This window comes from Paenibacillus paridis, assembly GCF_006345825.1.
GTDB classification, from domain to species: Bacteria; Bacillota; Bacilli; order Paenibacillales; family Paenibacillaceae; genus Pristimantibacillus; species Pristimantibacillus paridis.
Genome location: NZ_VCIX01000051.1, coordinates 1 through 19,710 on the forward strand (window position 1 = coordinate 1; position 19,710 = coordinate 19,710).

13 protein-coding genes are annotated in these 19,710 nt (G+C 44.9%); 1 reads left to right on the plus strand and 12 read right to left on the minus strand.

The features are described 5' to 3' along the window. The 7 genes from FJQ58_RS00945 to FJQ58_RS00975 form a co-directional block, all read right to left on the minus strand. The coding region (locus tag FJQ58_RS00945) for an MBG domain-containing protein (protein ID WP_139990583.1) at window positions 1-1,539 on the minus strand (1,539 nt) is incomplete at its 3' end. Between the two features lie 398 nt (window positions 1,540-1,937). Continuing rightward, the gene (locus FJQ58_RS00950; protein WP_139990629.1) at window positions 1,938-2,435 is read right to left on the minus strand and encodes a DUF3267 domain-containing protein; all 498 of its coding nucleotides are present in this window, start codon (window positions 2,433-2,435) and stop codon (window positions 1,938-1,940) included. Between the two features lie 143 nt (window positions 2,436-2,578). Further along, window positions 2,579-3,043 carry a DUF975 family protein gene (locus FJQ58_RS00955; RefSeq protein ID WP_238403673.1) on the minus strand — a complete coding sequence of 155 codons (465 nt, stop codon included), beginning with the start codon at window positions 3,041-3,043 and terminating at the stop codon, window positions 2,579-2,581. 1,202 nt (window positions 3,044-4,245) lie between these two features. Further along, window positions 4,246-5,292, minus strand: coding sequence for a hypothetical protein (locus FJQ58_RS00960; RefSeq protein WP_139990585.1), 1,047 nt, complete (start codon window positions 5,290-5,292; stop codon window positions 4,246-4,248). Window positions 5,293-5,296: 4 nt separating this feature from the next. Continuing rightward, window positions 5,297-10,435 (minus strand): AAA family ATPase, encoded by a 5,139-nt coding sequence (locus tag FJQ58_RS00965; protein WP_238403675.1) that lies wholly within the window; start codon window positions 10,433-10,435, stop codon window positions 5,297-5,299. Between the two features lie 1,072 nt (window positions 10,436-11,507). Beyond that, window positions 11,508-12,002 (minus strand): hypothetical protein, encoded by a 495-nt coding sequence (locus FJQ58_RS00970; protein WP_139990586.1) that lies wholly within the window; start codon window positions 12,000-12,002, stop codon window positions 11,508-11,510. A 1-nt stretch (window position 12,003) separates the two neighbouring features. After that, complete coding sequence (locus FJQ58_RS00975; RefSeq protein ID WP_139990587.1) at window positions 12,004-12,303, minus strand: hypothetical protein; 300 nt, start codon at window positions 12,301-12,303, stop codon at window positions 12,004-12,006. A gap of 632 nt (window positions 12,304-12,935) precedes the next feature. On the opposite strand from FJQ58_RS00975, the gene FJQ58_RS00980 reads away from it, so the two are divergent. Next, complete coding sequence (locus tag FJQ58_RS00980) at window positions 12,936-14,321, plus strand: hypothetical protein (RefSeq protein WP_139990588.1); 1,386 nt, start codon at window positions 12,936-12,938, stop codon at window positions 14,319-14,321. Between the two features lie 370 nt (window positions 14,322-14,691). Here FJQ58_RS00980 and FJQ58_RS00985 read toward each other — a convergent pair whose 3' ends face one another. From FJQ58_RS00985 to FJQ58_RS01005, 5 genes are all read right to left on the minus strand, one after another. Then, window positions 14,692-15,558 (minus strand): sulfurtransferase, encoded by an 867-nt coding sequence (locus FJQ58_RS00985; RefSeq protein WP_338016114.1) that lies wholly within the window; start codon window positions 15,556-15,558, stop codon window positions 14,692-14,694. Window positions 15,559-15,586: 28 nt separating this feature from the next. Then, window positions 15,587-16,360: an ABC transporter ATP-binding protein gene (locus FJQ58_RS00990; protein WP_139990589.1), complete on the minus strand. Its 774-nt coding sequence runs from the start codon at window positions 16,358-16,360 to the stop codon at window positions 15,587-15,589. Between the two features lie 18 nt (window positions 16,361-16,378). Further along, the gene (locus FJQ58_RS00995) at window positions 16,379-17,416 is read right to left on the minus strand and encodes an ABC transporter substrate-binding protein (protein WP_139990590.1); all 1,038 of its coding nucleotides are present in this window, start codon (window positions 17,414-17,416) and stop codon (window positions 16,379-16,381) included. 31 nt (window positions 17,417-17,447) lie between these two features. After that, a complete protein-coding gene (locus FJQ58_RS01000) occupies window positions 17,448-18,233 on the minus strand; it encodes an ABC transporter permease (protein WP_139990591.1) in 786 nt (261 codons plus the stop codon). Between the two features lie 66 nt (window positions 18,234-18,299). After that, window positions 18,300-19,667 (minus strand): LLM class flavin-dependent oxidoreductase, encoded by a 1,368-nt coding sequence (locus FJQ58_RS01005; protein ID WP_139990592.1) that lies wholly within the window; start codon window positions 19,665-19,667, stop codon window positions 18,300-18,302. Window positions 19,668-19,710: the final 43 nt, after the last annotated feature.

Sequence of the window (19,710 nt, forward strand, 5' to 3'; positions counted from 1 at the left end):
TAGCTTATTATTCGGGTCAACCAGTGTGGCTTCAATCGTATAGTTCCCTACATCACTTGTTTGGTCAGCACTCGTTGCGTACGTTGCTGTAATCCCATCTGAAGATAATCCGCCAGTTATTGTCCCTGTGAATACCGGATTGCTTGTACCATATTCACGAGTCGCATCGTCTGCGGTTACTGTAAGGGCCGCTTTCGTAACAGTTAGACTACCTGCTGTTTTGGTTACTTCGTAATTTCCTAGCTTATTATTCGGGTCAACCAGTGCTGCTTCGATCGCATAACTCCCTACACCACTTGCCTGATCGGCACCCGTTGCGTACGTTGCTGTAATCCCATCTGACGATAATCCGCCAGAGACCGTTCCTGTAAATACCGGATTGCTCATTCCGTATTCACGAGTCGCATCGTCTGCGGTTACTGTAAGGGCCGCTTTCGTAACAGATAGACTGCCTGCGGTTTTCGTTACCTCATAATTCCCTAGCTTATTATTCGGATCAACCAGTATGGCTTGAATCGCATAGTTCCCTACATCACTGGCTTGATCAGCACTCGTTGTGTATGTTGCTGTAATGCTATCTGACGACAAACCACCCGTTACCGTCCCTGTAAATACCGGATTGCTCATTCCGTATTCACGCGTCGCATTATTTACGGTTATTGCAAGCGGCCTCTTATCGACCGTCATCATAACAGAGTCACTCGAAGTAAGATGGGTAGGATCTCCAGCGAATTCCGCTGTTAGCATATGATTCCCTATTGCCGTATTAACCAAATAGCTAAATACTGCTTCACCATTTCCATTCGTATTAGATGAACCAAGTACAGCTCCATCCAGGGAAAATGTGACTCTTTTATTCGATACTGCTTGATTTTGAGCATCAAGCAATGTTACTCTAATCTCCTCAGTATCACCATAAGTTGTTGTAAGCTGGTCCATCTGCAATGAAGTCGAATAGTCCCTCTGCTGAGATGCTACATACGTCCTGAATGCAAAATCAAAATTGGAATGATTCCAAGTTCCCATATAATACGGTATACCGCCGGCATATGTGCTAGGGGTGTATATTCTCCAAGTTACTTGGAGCATTTGATGTGGATCATTGTTGGTTGTCTCCATCATCATGGCATACTGCTTGTTAGACTCCACGTAAATCCCTTCGTTAAAGGTAAACCGAACCCAGCCTCCCGGAAAATCAGGCACAATACTACTGCTTGCCTTCGCTACGCCTAGTACTGTCCCATTAATATCTACACCTTCATGAATCGTCAAGCTTATCTCTCGCTCAGTAGCTGCCGATTTCCACATAAATACATCGACATCGTACATCCACCCTGTTTTACCTGCAGTAAAGCTTTGTCCTACTCCTTTTGATCCGCCTTGCGAATTCGGGATCGTATTTTCTGTATCCGATGTTTGATCAATTGGATCAACGAATGCCGCTTGGCTAGATTCTGACATTGCGAAGGCAATCAATAAAATACCAATTACGATTAGAACCCCTCTTTTGAAAAGGTTCATATGTCTTGAATGAAACATGGTTGCAACGCTTCCTTCCGTTCTTTATTAGTATGTACTATGAATGCTCTTATCTTGAAAATTAATAAACGCACCTAACTATTAACATTATTATACATCATAACCTTTTCGCTACTAGGATTAATCTATAAAAAAAATACAAAATGACCTTAAAAATAGCTGTAATTACCCCTTACCCTTCTTCGGATTGAGAGTATCTTTACCGTTCAATTACCTTATTTAATGAACGGAAAGAGATCTGCACGTAAATAAGACCGAATACCACTCGTAAGAGGAGGATTTCCGGCCTTTAATTGCTCTTTTTATATCTTTAATTCATTGCTTCATGAACTGTTCCACAGCCTATTAAAGGGTGTTAGCCCTACTAGCAGAATACTAACTTCTTTCGTTCGTATACGTTAATTTTCAGCTTTATAATAACCTCTACAAAATACAGATTTATTTGGTTTGATTAAAATCAAAAAAGAATTAATCACATCTGAGGATGAGATCATGCAATTAATCCAACAAATAAATAACAAAAGTGACTGAAGCCTACCCGATAAAAAGAATGAGGCGATAGCTGGTACTACCGATAATAAAATAAATGGCAAGCTCATAAATAGCCAATACCTTGTTTTCGATAACGTCGCATTCGTGTTTAACCAGAAAAATAGGCCTTTAAATGTTAAGCTAATATCGCCTTTACTATGTACTACAAGAATATGTATGATCTCATGTAGGACAAACACAAAGACGATAATAGGAATAAGGGGCATATTTGAAAAGAAGTTGAAGCCGTCCTTGAAGCAAATCGGTGCCAATATAATAAAAGCCATTAATACATAAACAAATTTCATATAATGCTCACGAAACCAATGATTTTGAATGAACGGAGTCCATTCTGACAACCGCATGCTTTTATGAGGCAAATGCCGGAACCACAAAATCATAGCTAAATTCACCCATTCTACGATAATGAACGATAACAATTCATAAATAATATCGAAATTGCCGCAAGAGCCTTAGACTCCTGCAGCATATGATCATAGTTTCTTATTTAAAAGACAGGGGTTTGGTTCAATCTAAGCTCTTCCTCACTTGTCAGTCCATTCTTCAGTGCCTGTTCTCGTAATGCCAAGTAAAGCTCGGCCTTTGTGGAATGGATATAAGGCATCACAAAAAAGACACCAACGAAGATTAGAAGCAGCCCAAGAAGGATCCAGCCAAGAAAGCTTAGTTCTAACACGAAGATGCGGAATTTACTTCCCCGTGTCATATCGTTGCTTAATTCTACCGCGCGCCTATAGCCAATGTTGGGGTTGTCCGCCAAAATATATGGCACCATACTATACGCGTACGATTTTACGATGCCGGGGATGAAGAGAAGCAAAAACCATAAGAAGTTCAATAAGCTTCTCCATAACATCGCTTTCAGAACATCCCAATACCTATGCTTATTAAAAGCGTAGCCGATATGATTTAGATTTACCTCATACTCCGCTGCTTGCTTGAAGTAACGCATAGAACCAACCTCAAGGGGAAAACAAACAAAAATCCGAAACGCAAGGGAAAATACGAAAAATATAATAAACGCGATAATTCCGATTACCAAGAATGGAGCAAGGGCCTCCCAATTCACATTCCAATGAAAGATATCCGAGACATCAGAGTTACTAGAAAAGCCCAAGTTAAAGTTTAGGGTTGGAGGGCTTCCACCACCTCCACTGACAAAAACTAATATCATACTTACCAAAAATGCCTTCCAATACGATGTTCGCAGCACCTCTTTCGCCCTTTGCTTTAACACCTTACGATCCCACACTGCGATCCCTCTCTCCTGTAATGTTTTAGTTTTATTTAAAAATTGATACCATTGTTAATATAGTACGACAAGCAGGGAATCATTCGTTTCCTATATAAAAGCTATGAGTACTTTTAAATAATCCTACCACAGATATACCTATATTTACCTTCTTTTTTTGTCATGGATCGACAACGATATGTAGTTTTTATGAGATTCATGAAGCATTATGGCATCTATACATATATTAGAACTAAATTTTAGTGATCCAGACTCTTGTTAGAACTTTTTTCCCTTAACTCGGGCAGTAAATGATTAACATTCTATAATCCCGCATTGCTGATTCTAGGTTGACTCTGAACATAAAAAAACATCGCCGGGGTTTGTAAGCCCATTGGCGATGTATTCAACATATACATACTGTTATACCTTGCTCAAATCTTCTTCGTTTCCGGTTGTGATCGGGTTATTAGAATAACTAATCCAAATACTCCAGCTCTCATCTGTTCTATGAAAATGGTTTCTAGGTGGAAACCTTGGGCATGTACAGAAAACGTGATTCCTTGGTTTTTTGTGTCGTTAACTAGAATGATTTTGGGGATATTACTTCTACCACATAGCTGAAAGACTCGGTAACTAGCATTTCATCGTTTGTGAAACTGAGGAAGTAACAAGCATACAGCCAAATATTCGGTTGTTGCTGCTGACAATCAGCCAAAAGCCGTGATTCCTCCATCTAGTGGCATTGGTGGAACCTAAATGGCATCACCAGTGGCAACCTTACCGACAAGGGCGAGCTTCCTAAAAAACTATACAAATGGCACTTCCAAAAATAAAAATAAAACCAACAAAAACAACGAAGAGGCTGTCCCTTAGTCTCGAGGACTTACTGGACAACCCCTTAAATTTTCAACTACCTTTCCCTAGCCTCGACCATTTAACGCGAATATCTTCATAATTCGACTGCTTTCCAATGGTTCCAAGTGTGCTAGATCATTCCTGGCGTCATATACGAGACGGAATGTGCTCTCATCCCCTTCATGGCGGAACCCGCTCGATTTGAAATAGTAGTACCACATATGTCTAAACTCCATATCGTAAGGCGATTGCAGCACCTTATCGAAATCATCTATTACAGGAAATATATCCTCTAAAGCAGTTCCATATCGCTCAATAAAGTCTCGACGTACCTTCTCAATGATGGGGAAGATCGTTTGGATCTGCGCTTCCCATATGATCTGTTCCAGAATCCCTCTCTCACTCACTAGCCTTGCCGCCTCTTCATGGGCGGGCACCAGTCTCAATAATAATCCTCGCAAATCAAGCGCGGCTTCTTCTGTAGCCAGTGCACTGCATAGATTAGGATTAGTGCCCGCAATTCGGGAAGCGAGCAATGCAATATATTCTCGTACCCCCGACGATAGAAGCTGGCGCTGCGCTACGCAATACGATGCGAACAATTGCATATCATAGCTCGTGAAATAATCCCCCCATCTTAACATCGTTACACCTTTGCGCGGTTGAGTAAGTGGAGCAACTCCACTGTACGTAAGGATAAACAAACCATTGTGCATAGTACTAAATTTCGCGTATTCTATGGCGGTATCGATCCATTCCCTCCGCATATTGGCATTCCTTACTATGAATGCGCGATCAGCGAGCAAGTGATGCTTCGCTATGTATTCGATACGACTGCCGTCCATCGGATGATAATCGCTCTGGGGAGCATATCTGTTCATCAGCGTTTCGCCAATGGCAACATTATCCCCCCAATTCTTGGCATGGAGGTTCTCAATCTGAAGACTGCTATCCCACTGCCGTATTCTATCCTGCAATAGAAGGAAGAAGTGATCCATGTAGGGGGCTTCTTCAATTAGAAGGACCTTTCCGCTTTCTGCCGCCGCTACTATATCATGAAAATAGCGAGTGGCGCCTGAGATGAAGTTCCACCAAATCAGCTGTTGATCCATCTGATTACTTCACCCCCAGCTCGTATAGTTGCTCGAAGAGTTCGAACTCACTGCTGCCCAGCATCTGAAGAAAGCTATGACGATTGAATACATATTTGTCAGAGCCGCGTGTCTCCCGGCGGATAATATTTAGCTCATCCATCTCTTCAAGCAACGCTGCCACACTACTTTTTTTCAAGCTTGTAATCTGGTCAATCCCAAACTCGTTGCAGATTAGGAGAATATCCTCAACCGACGTGCCCGGACTAGTGTTTGAAGAGTAATAGCGATAAGCGATCACTTTCGCCAGCGTTTCGTACAGGTTATCGGAACCTAGCTTTAGCGTAATCCGGAATTTGTTCTCGATCTCGATTAGGAATTCCTTCTGACCAAGCAGTGTCTTGATATACTTCTCGTCAAGCAAATACGGCGGGTTCATGTTCTCGTTGTAATTGCCGTTTCGGTAGCTATCGCTGATTGCCTCGATAAGCTTCTCGCAATAAAAGTGAATGAGCCCCGGATAATAGTTCGTCTTTGCCAGTATTAGATTGATGATGTCTTCGCCATTCTCCTCGATCCGAAAACCCAAGTAATGCAACGGCCGCAACAACAGGTCACGAGCATCCAGGTACTTAAGCGGCCGAATCGTAATATGTCCAAAATGAGCTAATACGCTGTTACCGCCCAGCCTTTGCTTGTCGAACCGGATGACGTCTCGAAGACCGGCCAGTACGAATTTAAACTGTCCATTGAAAGTATTCTTCAGCTCCCGCAAAATTTCCAACGGCACGTTGCCGCCTTCTTCGCAACTGGACAAAAAGGCATCTGCTTCGTCAAGTAACAGCATGAACTTATAGATTGGCGTTTCTGTCGAAGTAAGTCGTTTGCGCAGCGCTATCCGTAACTGTTCCCATGTGCCACAATGCTCTTTCAAAACTTTTTCGTAAACCAACGCTTCACTAATGCTCCTTAGCGAAGCGTTAGCATCCTTTTCCCTCAAGTCTACAAAGACCGCATAACGGCCTTTGTCTGGGTTGTGCTCTCGGTTCTTGGACTCTTGTAGCAATGCCGTCTTTCCAAGTTGTCGACCTCCGTAAACAAATATCGGCCCGTTTAAATCCCTGATCTTGTCCAACTCATCGGTTCTTCCAATGAACATCTCAGGAGAGATTCTGCCTACTGGTATATATGGCTGAATCTTACTCGATGGAAGTGTAACCATTAGAAACGCATTTCCCCGTTCGATCTGGCTGTATCCGGCAAGGAACAACGCCATAACCCGGTCGATCACGACGACAATTCCCGGGAATGACTTCAGCTTGATAGACTTGGCCAACAGCTTGCGATGAGCCAACGACAGCGCATAATCCAGAATGACGATCGTCGCCGATCCGTTGCCTGCATCATGTCGCGCGACTTCGTCCAGTAAATTATCGGCAGTACGAACACCCGCCATCGTTAGGATCCGCAAGCCTTTTTGCACGGCGTCCGTCCCGAATTCCTTGAACGGGTGAGGATAATGGCTAAGCAACGCATCCTGCGCGGCCGGATACACCATGAATTCATTGTCGTCCAGTCGATCGACGTGCCTGATGCGATGGAATAGCAACTGCTCCATAAATTCTTTGATATGGTCTGGATGAAGCTTATACCACTGTCGAATAAATCGTTCCGCGCTGGCCACATTACGGTTATTTTGATTCGAGAAAAGCATTTTCCGAACCGATTGGTCGTATGTCCGATACAGATCCACATTTTTATGTGCGTTGCAGCTATTAAAGAGTGCTTGATAATTGTTGTGAAACTGTATCAGCAGATCGCTGTCGAACATCTGGATAGACGAAGTGTCCTTGTAACCGGACGCAGCAAGTTGAATATAGTCTTCGGCCACCGTCATGTTACGCTTTTCGAGGGCCATCTCGATCTTCTTAAGGATCGGCCACTGCCGCAACGTCTCTTCGTCGCCGATCTGCTCTTCGCGTTCCTCTTCGCGAAGTATGTCGCTCTTCAGAGCGTTCAACCGGCTACGCATCGCTTCCACCCTGATATCCGCACGTTGGACTATGCTCATTCTGCATGTATCCAACAGCCGCTTAAAAAATCCTGCGTTATGCGTCTGCTCCGCGTGCTTTTTGGCAGCTTCTGCCAGTCGAATATATCCGTACATCTCGTCGTTGCTGGACATCTGTCCATAGTTTTGTGCGAGTTCTACTTCAGTTCTGAACTCTTCGTTATATCTGTCCAGTTGTTGCATGGCGCGTCGGCGGGTATCCTTCACCGTCACCTCGTTCGCCCATTCTCCGGGCCTACGGGTAATGAGATCATAGGCCCCCATGTTGTATTCACGCAAAGCCTGGCTGGCTGTATCCTCCCAAGTTCGCTGCCCAGCATTAGAATGTTCCAGTAACCTCTCCCATAACCGGTATCCGTGAATCGGTCGCAGGTCCTGTAGCCATTCCCCATCTCTGAATGGCTTATAGTCCTCGCTAAGCTCTACGCTGACGGACAATAACAAAGGTTCATAAAACCTTCGATTCGTCTCACCCAAAGCGCCATCCAGTACTTGCTGGATATGCTCAATCGTTGAACGGAGCAAGGTATGTCCCGCTTCATTCCAATTATCGGTCGTGTCCTCAAGCTGAAGCAATGCTTCTTGCATCAGCTTCTTGGAGCGATTGCGGGTCTTGCTTGCCAACTCAGGGGAAATATCCGTAGTCCCTCTCTTTGCATTTAGCGCATTACGACAAGCGTAGCAGCGCAATAGCAGTTCCGTTGCATCACGAAGCCAACTCCGCATTCGGCTGCGATATGCACCCTTCAACATATCGCTTTTATCGTTTGACGCCTTCATGTTCATACCTGCCCAATAACGATCGATATATTGCTCTAGCTTGGCCTCATTTGGGTTAAGCTCTAAGCCAATCCATTCTCCACTCAGCGAAATATCCGTGAACTGCTGGCATATGTCACGTAATTGTGATAGTGGAGTATTATGCGCTTGTTGTAGATAACTGGTCATAACCCCGCTGTTTCCGTAGAGATCAACCGCCATCTGTTTTACCTTACGATGGTTAATCTCCGTAGAGACATTGCGCGGGAACACGGTTTTCAACATCTCCTCTATCTGGTGACGGTTCTGATCCAGCGTATTGTTGATGCCAAGTTGATTGCGCACGTCAGAGGAGGTACAATATTTGATTCCAATATTATAACGTTCGATGAATGCCCAGAAATAACTGATGAGTTGCTTAATACCCGAATATCTTTCCATAACCCGACTTGACAAATCGCTATTAATCTGCCGCCAGCGATTATTCAGTCGATAATCGTTTGGAGCGTCAGGATCGAAGAATAGTCTAAGCCATATTGCGGACTGCAGATAATCGTCCAACTGCTCATAGGATCCGAATGGCAGTTCAATTGGCAAATCGGCGAGCAGATGAACGTCCGTCTCGCTCCACAATGGATCTCTTACAATATATGAGATTTTATTCCTTAGAACGGAAACTGTTTCCGAATGCTCTGCCGCTTCGTGAAGCAGCAACATACCTTCTGCACGGCGGCCAGAAATGAACATTTGCATGGCCGTGTCGACAATGAGTTGAAGTTCGTCCGTTCGAATAGCAGCAGATTGCTCGACAGCTCCTTCTCCTTGTTCTTCTAAAGAATGAAAACTGTTGACTTCCAATATTGACTCCGAATCGAATTGCTCCTGCTGAGTGTCAACGGATATTTGCATTTCTTCTCCATTATTCTCTGACTCGAGATCCTGCAACCCGAACAACGCGGCAAACTGATCTTCTCCCCGTCCATCTCCAATGAATAACTTATCGTTTTTGATAAGAAGGAAATACACCGACCGATCCGTCCGAGACAGAAGGTTAGCCCATAGTCCCCCTTCCTCTGGGGTTGAGACGATCATCATTGGACTGATTTCAGTGTGTTGCTTCAGTATCTCAATAATCTTATCGCAATCGCCTCTCATATCAACTACATTCAGTAATCCGGGAATTAGCAAAAACCGTTTATCAGTCTGTTTATCAAAAAGCTCTCGGTACGGAAACGGCATGATTCTTGGAGGGTTGACAGATATCCGTTTCGGAAGAAATTCAAAGAAGAGCTCCTGTACGCGATTAAACAGACGAAGCCTGAATGCAATCTCTTCTCTCTGATTCGCATGCAATACTCTTGGCTCATCCTCCGGGCGGAAGTAAAGCTTGGTACCTACCCGCGTCTGTATGAATTTACGACTTGAATCCTTACGGAACGCTGCCGCTCCATAGGCACTAAGCGTATAAAATATATCGGAATCGGAGCGAAGGGTAATCGTATGTATTGACACGTAACCCTTCTGATAGAGTTTATTCAAGTTATCTTTAACAGATTCAAGTATGTTAGACTCGGAGTTGTCTCCGCGCAGTTGTCCTGCAAATATATCTAACTGACTTTGCGCCACGGCCCCATTATTATAAAGATAACTTAACAGGATTAATGCTAACCGTGGACGAACCGAGATTTGTTTCAGATCCCCTTCAAACCGATTCGCCGAGAAGTTGTCTGCCAGTTTCTTCTTTTCCAAAATATCGTATTGGAGCACTGTGAAATCGATTGCCCCACCTGTATGACGAAAGTCCTCCAAGAAATCATTCGAATATTTCACGAGCGGTTCAGCTTTCATCCCGTCCAATATGGCTTCGTATGCAGCTGCGCCTTCCGCTTCTGCTTCGATGCCCAAGATAGGATCATCGATTTCCGACAGACCTTCGGTCAGCTTTGCGAAAGTACTATCCGCAGGCACAGCAAGCTCGACCATGGCAATTAAGGGATCATCCACCTGTAATGATAGCCAACCCTGCTCAAGCGCATATCGAGTTGCAAATCCAATGGATTTCGTAATCTGCTTGAATGTGTCTAATTGAACAGTCCCTGCATCAGGATACTCAATGATTTGAATTACTGCTTGGTATACTTCCCATACTTCCAATAGCTGATCTTCGCTATCCGAGTCTAGCAACTTACTCGCGGTCGTTTGTTGAATTAAAAATTCATCGAGTACCTCTTCATTAGAGCAATGTAAACGAGTGAACAATTGAACTACACCCTTCGCTTGCTCAAGCATTGACGACTGGTTTATATCTTGGATAAACCATTTCAACTCTGTCATGGTAGAAGGTTTCTTATTGGATATTGGAAGTTTGCTCAAAAGTTCGTCTTGAAATCGAAATACTGTCGATACGATCGATTTTAGATCGTCCAAAGCATCTACGGGCCACAAATCATCTGAATCCGCGATTATTGAAAGCTTTCTCACATGTTCAATAGCGTTTTGACGAGCCTGCTCCAAGAGTTCCATTTCTTCACTTAAACTATTTGCCTGTGCGATATGATTCTGAATTCCCATCACCCCTCCACAATGTATAGTTCTATTATACTATACACCATATTCTTCCTCTAGAAGAAATTGGGATATGAAACAGAATACCTATAAACAAAAATTGAGTTTCACCCGTCAAGATAAATATGTAAGAAGCTGACGATGTGCTCAGTCGACATTTCAAAACGAACTATAGCTCACATCGATTTCGGCAGTTGAGCTCAGTCGTAAGCATAATCAGGTAAATCCAGAACTCCTGATACGGGCTTTAAGAATATAGATGCAGCTTTTCTTTTTCGAAGAACATTGCGTTGACTCCCGAACACCGACGCTATAGCTATGGTAGCTTTTTTGATTTCATTTTTCAGACAAGCCATTTGTATGCAAACGACAGCAGGAACACTCGAACAGGTGACTTCTGTTGCGATTACTTTAATTAACCATTTGTTGACTCCTTATTGAATAAACACTTTTGATTTTCGAGTCGTTGATTTGGCTTTATCAATTCCATATAGTAATCCGGCCTTCATTGTGAATATGGTGGGGAGCAGTGACATGAGAGCTCTATACAACGCATTGTTAAGCATACGACCCTCGCATACGTACATCCTCACCACTGTACGCACACAAAGAAGGCCGATCAGCTCCTCCTCGTAGGAGTGCGAACCGCCCCTTATCGCTTTTAACGCATCTTCTTACTCTTTTGTTTTTTGTTCCCATCGCTCACATTAAAGATGTTTATCTTATTCTCTGTTCCATGACTGGCATTAGCATCATTCAACTCATTGTCTGTCCTCGCAATCATAAATTTCGGAACAGGTCCCTCCGTTTGGAATGTGGTTCTTTCAAAAAAAAGTCCGGTTTAATTGTCGATGGCGTTTTTGAAGAATACGATTACACTCATAGCTGTCTTGTCGCCTGAATATATGCAGAAATCCCTTTTGGTTGGTTTCGGTTCTGCAATATAAACTTCACGATATAGTTCTGTGACCAAATTTTCAAAGTTTCTTCTAGCCTTGACGATGGTATTAATTGTCTCTTTCTTCAACAAAAAACGATCCTTAACTTCAATATATACGCCGGTACGATGTTGCCCATCTGTGAATGGGTGATATGCTTGATTTGATCCTGAGTTTTCCAAAACGTAATCGACAATATCCTTTAAAATTTCCTTGATAATATCTGAGTTTGTCGTGGACTCTTTCATGTGCTTCTTTAGAAAGTCTATAATAGTATCGAGTTTTGTAAACCGCAGTTGCAACACTGCGTTTACAGTTTTGAGAGACCATACCAATACAGCAGCTTTTGTTGCAAGACGATTATAAACACTATTTGCGGATTCTTTTCGAGCAAACAATTTAGAATATTTCGTTAACTTCCCGAGTAATTTCAGCAGGGTTCTTGGTGCCTAAATAAAACAGCCAATCATCAAGAATATGTCCGCAATTCTGAACCGATTGTTCCACGTAATCGTCAAATTTCTCCGATGTTACGTTCTCAGGGAAAGGTTCCGCATTAATCATGATGATCCTGCCTAAAAGCCCACGACTATTAGAAATTAATGTTTGCTCAGACAGTGGAACTTCTCCGTTAAAGGCTAAAACAGTCTGTGGCTTTTGACGTTCTCTGTTTATAAGTTGTCCTGTTACTTTACCCACTTTCATTTTATCTCCCTAGACACCATTGATGAGCGTATGTAGTAAATTTACCACTGCTGGCTTAATATGATGGGTATCATCCAGTATGATAGGCATATGGTTTGCTCGGCTTGCTATTCCCCAAATCCGTTTGGTGTGGCTCCGTCCCACGAACGAACAATTGGTCTACAGTTACCATATACTAAATTGAATGCTATCATTTGAAGGGATGTCTTTCCTGTAGCAGCAAGTTTCGAAAAATCACGTCCATGCCCTCTCTAAGACGATCACTGATAAGGTGGACAACCGGAGCTGCTAACATGGTTAGAAATACAAGTTTCTTGCTATAGTGTTATATTTGTCTGGTCGCTTCTTCCCGAGTTCCTACTTTGCTGCTACTGAACTTAACAAACTCTTGGTAATCATCTAAACTAAAACAAAAACAGTTAAACCCATCTGACTCTTATCGAGTCAGCGGCTTTATACTTATTTGAAATATGTTATATTGAAAATCAGTTTAATGAACTCAACTATGTAGATTTACAAGACTTAAAGACAAGTTAGATTGCTAATTTCAAAAAACTCACCATATACACAGAATATATCATGTTGTAATATATGGATAAACAAATTAGAATGGGGAATCAACCTAAGTGATTGGTTTTAATACTATCCTTCCTTTATCAACCACAACCACCATTGACGAATTCCTACATTGTTGCAAAACTTGGGTTCAAAAGAGTCCCTTCACCACTTTAAATATTGACGATGCTGAAGTTTTTGACGGGCAAATTTATAACAGCCCATCAGAAAGTTTGGAGTTTGTTAATCACATGAATGCTACAGGATATACCCATTGCGGGGTAAGGCATATTAAAAAAGATGATGATTGTGAATGGAGAACTGACGTAATTGGTTACAAGACAAAAGATAGTTTTAATGTATCTGTGGTCACCTCAAAAGCAGATTTTAGTGTAACCACATATTCAAAATTGCCATTGAAGCCTTATATAATTAAGCTATTAATGGAGAGTACTCAACCAATGTATGATGCTCAAATTCCTATTGAGCAAAGAGCCAAAAAAGTAACATCAAACAATTACAGTCAATTGGCAGCATTAATGAAAGATGAAATGGAGAATACATTCCCTGTTGTCTACATCAGCCAATTATCTAATGGAAATTATATTGTAAAACCTGATACCCTTGCAAAATTACTATCCGGCTTCGCTCATGTATACTATCAAGGGGACTCAAAAGTACCCCTTATTTTACGCGAACAAACCAATGGGCTGAATACTTACAATGGGACCATTGGAATCTATTGGCCTGGAGGGGCACGAAATCAATATAATGATCATTTTGATGGAGATCACCTTACGAAACTCAGAATCTTTCTTCAAAAGAAATTAAGCAATAAAACTTTATTGAAAGAACACAAATGGTCATTTATACAAGAATTAAAATACAATGAAAAAATAAACTTGTACAGAAACAAAGATTCCGATAATAATGAATTAATAGAACTATTCAACGCAGAGATAGAAAAACTCCAAAGTACCATAAAAAATTTAGAATCCGAAAATATATATTTGAACTCTCAAGTGGATCTTCTGTCTTCATCAGAATTTTCTAATTCAAAACCATTACTCTATAAAGGATCAGAGAGAGAGCTTTTCGAAAACGAACAATTCGAACTAATAAAATCACTCCTTAAAACCAAATCTGAAGCCGCTAATTGTTCGGTCAGAACAAAAAATATCATCTCTTCAATTCTATCTGCAAATGGTCAATCCGATAACAAAGAAAACTTTTTAAATACTATAAAAAGCATACTACTCTCAGAGAACGGATTAAAAGGCCAACAAAAGAGAGAACTAACAAGGTTAGGATTTGACATTCATGAGGATGGAAAACACTATAAGCTTGTATTTAAGGCAGACTCACAATATTCCTTCACCATTCCAAAATCGCACAGCGACCATCGGGGTAAACAGAATAATTTCAGGCAATTTAAAGATTATTTTTTATCTGGATAAACTCCAACAAAAATCAACCATCTTTTTACATTGTTGATCTTCCGTTGATTTCTCCAAATAAAACGTTCACTTGTTGACTTTCCTATATTAGTCTTAAGAAAAAACAATAAAGCTCGGCCGGTCCGTACTCCCACGAGGAGGAGGTGCTGATCGGCCTTCTTTGTGAGCGTACAGTGGTGAGGACGGACGTGTGCGTGGGTCTGTATGATACATAAAAAGCATACAAACAAGCACTCGTTGCGGGGTTGCCTGAAAATGTTTACAGAGAGCAAGCCTTGAATCCCTGTTGACTTCGAGCATAAAAAATACATCGCCCAAGGCACTCGGCCCACATGGCGATGTATTCAAAATCCGCATACTATATTACCGCTTAAGCCTTCTCCTCATCACCCACCGCAACCGAATTCCCCTCATACGAAATCCAATCACTCCAACTACCCGCATACAACTTTACGTTCGTATACCCCGCCTCCTTGAGAGCAAGAACGTTAGGAGTGGCGGAAATGCCTGATCCACAATACACGATGATTTCGGCATCCTTCGGCAATGCAGTGAACCGCTCACGCAGCTGTTCTGTTGATTTCCATGCGCCGTCCTCGCTCAGCACATCTTTCCAGAAGAAATTTGCCGCCCCAGGAATATGCCCGCCCACAGGATCGAAGGAAACATCACGCCCCGCGTATTGAGCTGCATCGCGCGAATCAACCAGCCTCGTCCCTCCTTCTCCTCTGTTAGCGGATGCTGCACGCACCTCATCCACGCTGACAAGCCAATCGGCTTTCGGCGCAGGCACAAACTCACGTGGAGCCGTCACGACTGCCGGCTCCTGCGACACAGGCTCGCCAGCCGACTCCCATGCGGAAAAACCTCCATCCAGCACTTGAACGCGCTCCACACCCAAATACCGAAGCACCCACCACAACCTTGCGGCGGCCGGTCCATTGCCGTCCTCATAGGCGACCACTGCTGAATCACGGTCGATGCCAAGCAATCCAAAAAGCTCAGCAAGCCGCTCCGGGGTTGGCAGCGGACTGCGCCCGCCATGCTCACGCGCGGGATCGGTCAAGCTCGCCTTAAAATCAATAAAATGCGCTCCAGGCAGATGCCCTTTCGCATATGCCTCCTTGCCGTAAGCTGGTACCTTTGGATGAAAACGAACATCCAGCAGCACAATTTGCTCACCGCTTGTTATTCTCTCTTTCAATTGCTCTACACTTAGTACATTGGACAATGACACTTTCTCCACTCTCCTTTAAAGGGTTATCTCAAATCGTAAATTCCAAACTTTCCGCCGATTTGACTTCCAGTAGGGCTGCATAGATTTCATTCTGAATCTGCAGCAGTCCCAGATCGTCGCGCTTGCGAGGGCGCGGTTTCGGCACCTCAAATATGCGATTAATTCGCCCCGGCCTCGGGGACAACAGCACTACCCGATCCCCGAGAAACACGGCTTCGGAAACGTCATGCGTCACGAATACAATCGTCTTTTTATCCGCCTCCCAAATCTTAAGCAAATCATCCTGCAATTGCAGCCTCGTCAGATGATCCACCGCGCCAAAAGGCTCATCCATTAGCAGCACCTCGGGGCTGTTGGCAAGCGCCCTTGCAAGACCCGCACGCTGCTTCATGCCGCCAGACAGCTGATGAGGATATTTGTGCTCAAAGCCGCTTAAACCAACTAGATCCAGATACCGCTGCACCGCCTCCCGGCGCTCCTTTCGTTCCACGCCGCGCAGCTCAAGGCCTAGCTCAACGTTTTTGAATACGGTTCTCCACGGATACAGGGACGGGTCCTGAAAGACGACACCGCGCTCGATGCCCGGTCCCTTCAGCTTTCTTCCGTCGAAACTCACCTCGCCCAAGGTGGGGAGCTGCAGTCCGGCTAATATTTCAAGCAGCGTGCTTTTGCCGCAGCCGCTTGGACCTAGAATGCTCAGAAACTCGCCATCCTGAATGGTCAAGTTGATATTCTGAAGCGACTCGGTCGGAGTCGCTCCCCCGTAGATTTTGGATACGCCGGAGATCAAGAAGCCCGCCATACAATCACCTCGCCACTCTTACTTTTTTGGAATAAAGCGCAAATCCAACAAATCATCAATATCATAGATCTGATCCTGGAAGCCCAAATCCAACTGCACCTGCTGCGTGTCCCGCAAAGCATTCAAATCAACGTCAGGATTGTTCTCCCACAGCTCGAATTCGCGTTCAAACGCTTTGTCCACCGCAGCCGGGTCCACCTTCACATTTTCGAGAAAATAAGTTTTGTACTCTTCCAGATTGGATTTAGCATACTCCTGCGACTTGAAGTAAGCGCGCAGCAGCTTCTCCAGCAGCTCCGGATTTTTATCGATAAAATCATTCTGGGAAACCAGAACGCCTGTATGGAAGGTCGGAAGGTAATCCCATCCTTTTGCCAAAATCTTGCCAGTGCCTTCAATCTCCGCTAACGAAGCAAACGGCTCATGAATGATCGTAGCATCGACTTGACCGGACGTCAGGCTTGCATAAGCAGCCTCATTGACCCCCGTTGCCAAATACGTTACATCTTTTTTGCTAAGTCCATGCTTGTTCAGAATCGTTTGGGTGTACACGTCCAGACCGCTGCCAAGCACCGCCGCCCCGACTTTTTTGCCCTTCAAGTCCTCTACGCTTTCGATGCCTGTACGGGCAATCAGATAGAACGGCCCTTTTGTGCGAAACATGGACGAAACGATTTTGATTGGCGCGCCTTTGCCCGCTGCTACGATGACGTTGGTTGTTGCGCTGTCGGCGACGTCAACCTCCTTGCTTGTTAATGCTTCGATCGGATTTTGTGTAGAAACAAGCTCAACCTCCAGCCCCTCCTCCGCGAAAAAGCCTTTTTCGATGCCGTATCGTACGACCAGCCCGCTGACTCCATTAAAAGGCGCATATCTGATTTTCTGCAGCTCCGCCGGGGCACTGTCCGTTGCCGAGGCTGACTCCGATGCAGCTGGTGACGCTGCCGGAGAAGCCGACGGCGTTCCTCCCGATGTATTGCCTCCTCCGCAAGCGGTAAGCACCAGTGCAAGCGATGCCGCCAAAATTCCACTGCCTAGCCATTTTTTCTTTATCATGGTTTCTCTCTCCTCTATCATTTAAATTAAATTAAGATGATGACTTCCATCGCAATACAATGCGCTTCTCTAGCAAATCAATGCCTGCAATAATAAGCACCGAAACAACCGTTACAATTGTAATAATGGCAAAGGCCTTCGCCGTATCGTACAGCGATGTTGACTGCACCAGCAGATTGCCAAGCCCATCCTTGGATGCCACCATCTCGCCAAACAATGCCCCAACAAGCCCGGTCGCCGCCGATACCCTCAAGGACACAAAGATTGTTGGCGCAGCCGACGGCAGAATAACCTTTACAACCGTTTGCAGCTTGGATGCTTCGAACACTCTAGCAACCTTGAGATGGGCCTCCGCCGTTTGCTTAATGCCAGTAATCGTATTGAATGCAATTGTAAAAAAGCAAAACAGAAACACGATAGCGACCTTATGCGACAAGCCGATGCCTAGCCACAGCATCAGAAGCGGAATAATCGTGACCTTCGGTATCGCCATAAGCGCTGAGAGATACGGCCGAAAAAACGTCTCTGCATGAGGCACAAGCACAAGCACCATGCCCGTCGCGATGCCGGCAAACGCGCTGAGCAGATACCCCGCTGCAAATTCCTTGAGCGTCACGAATAAATGATGGAAAATATCGCCGTCCGCGAACAGCTTGTAGATTTCTTCCACGACCTGAGTCGGCTTCGACAGATACAGGCTGCCGACGATCCCCGACCGGACGAGATATTCGATAATGCCCAGGCAAGCCAACAGCAGTATGACTTGCCCGGTGATGATGCGCCACTTGTAGCGCTTTTGGCCAATGTTTTGGTCCATGCCGTTGTTCGCCCCCTTTCCTTCCCGTACGCGGTTATGCAGATAGGTGTTGCCCAAAGGGCATTCCTAGTCCCTCACGCCCTCCAGCGCCGCCTTCCGGGCAAAGCGGTTGTCGGGGCGGGACAGGCCGAAATGACCGCGGAAGGTGTCCGCCTCGTACTCCGTCCGGAATAAGCCACGCTCCTGAAGCACCGGAACGACCAGATCAAGGAACAAATCCAGGCCATCAGGCATGTACGGAGGGCAAATATTAAACCCGTCCGCTGCTCTTTCGTCGAACCACTTCTCCATTTGATCGGCAATTTGCTCCGGATCGCCAACAATGAGCAAATGCCCTCTGGATGTCGCCGCGAAATAATGGAACAGTTCCCTAACCGTAATCTCTTCTTTCCCTTCCGCTTTTTGCGCCAGCTCCACAAGCCACTCTGCCTCCTTGCCCGGAAGCGTCGACAGCGACAGATCCGGCAGCAGCCCATCTAACGGATATCGTGAAAGATCGATGCCAATGCGAGCAGACAGTGCCGTCAGATCGTAGTTCGTCACCAGCAGGCTGTTCAGCTCCCGGTATTTGGCATGCGCTTCCTCGGCCGTGCGGCCAACAAGCGGTACCAGACCCGGCAGAATGAATACCTCATCCGTGCTGCGACCGAACTTAACCGCCTGGGTCTTAATATCCTTGTAAAATTCCTTCGACAGCTCCAGCAGAATTTGCCCCGTAAACACAGCGCTGGAGAGCTTAGCACCCAGCTCGCGGCTGCGTTCCGACGTACCGGCGTTCAGCAGCGGAATCTGGCCTTGCGGCGGTCTTGCGACATTTAGCGGACCCGCGACGGAGAAATGCTCGCCTTCATGCTGAATTTGATGCACTTTGCTCCCATCTACGAAAACGCCGCTTTCCTTGTTCCGAATGAGAGCGTCATCCTCCCAAGAATCCCACAGCTCCTGCACGATTTTCACGAATTCATCCGCGTAATCGTAGCGCCGGGAATTATCCCAATGCTTCTCCCGGCTGTAGTTTTGTGCCGCCCGTACATCCATACCGGTAACCACATTCCATGCGAGGCGTCCTCCGCTCAAATAATCCAGCGACGCCGTCTGGCGCGCGATGGTGTATGGCTCGGAATACGTCGTATTCGCCGTAACTATCAGTCCGATCTTCTCCGTCACTGCCGCGATGTTCGCAATCATGGTGAACGGCTCAAGCCGGACCATCTGCGATGGAAACTGATATTGCATATCCGCGCTTGTTGCCAAGGCATCCCCGAGGAAAAAGAAATCAAACTTCGCTTCCTCCAGCCTTCTTGCTACCCGTTGCAGAAACTTCGGATCAAATGCACCGTCGGTTGCCGCTTCCGGCAGCCGCCAGCCTGCCGGATGATAGCCCGTGGAGAACAGGAACAAACCAAGATGAAGCTGTCGTTTAGATGTAGCCATAACCTTCACACTCCCAATATATAGTTTGTCTATGCGAAAACAA

Bases quoted from the DNA above. Each gene is read 5' to 3' on its own strand.
- FJQ58_RS00950 (WP_139990629.1), bottom strand. From the start codon at position 2,435: ATGCGGTTGTCAGAATGGACTCCGTTCATTCAAAATCATTGGTTTCGT.
- FJQ58_RS00955 (WP_238403673.1), bottom strand. From the start codon at position 3,043: ATGCGTTACTTCAAGCAAGCAGCGGAGTATGAGGTAAATCTAAATCAT.
- FJQ58_RS00960 (WP_139990585.1), bottom strand. From the start codon at position 5,292: ATGGATCAACAGCTGATTTGGTGGAACTTCATCTCAGGCGCCACTCGC.
- FJQ58_RS00965 (WP_238403675.1), bottom strand. From the start codon at position 10,435: ATGACAGAGTTGAAATGGTTTATCCAAGATATAAACCAGTCGTCAATG.
- FJQ58_RS00990 (WP_139990589.1), bottom strand. From the start codon at position 16,360: ATGGCGGGCTTCTTGATCTCCGGCGTATCCAAAATCTACGGGGGAGCG.
- FJQ58_RS00995 (WP_139990590.1), bottom strand. From the start codon at position 17,416: ATGATAAAGAAAAAATGGCTAGGCAGTGGAATTTTGGCGGCATCGCTT.
- FJQ58_RS01000 (WP_139990591.1), bottom strand. From the start codon at position 18,233: ATGGACCAAAACATTGGCCAAAAGCGCTACAAGTGGCGCATCATCACC.
- FJQ58_RS01005 (WP_139990592.1), bottom strand. From the start codon at position 19,667: ATGGCTACATCTAAACGACAGCTTCATCTTGGTTTGTTCCTGTTCTCC.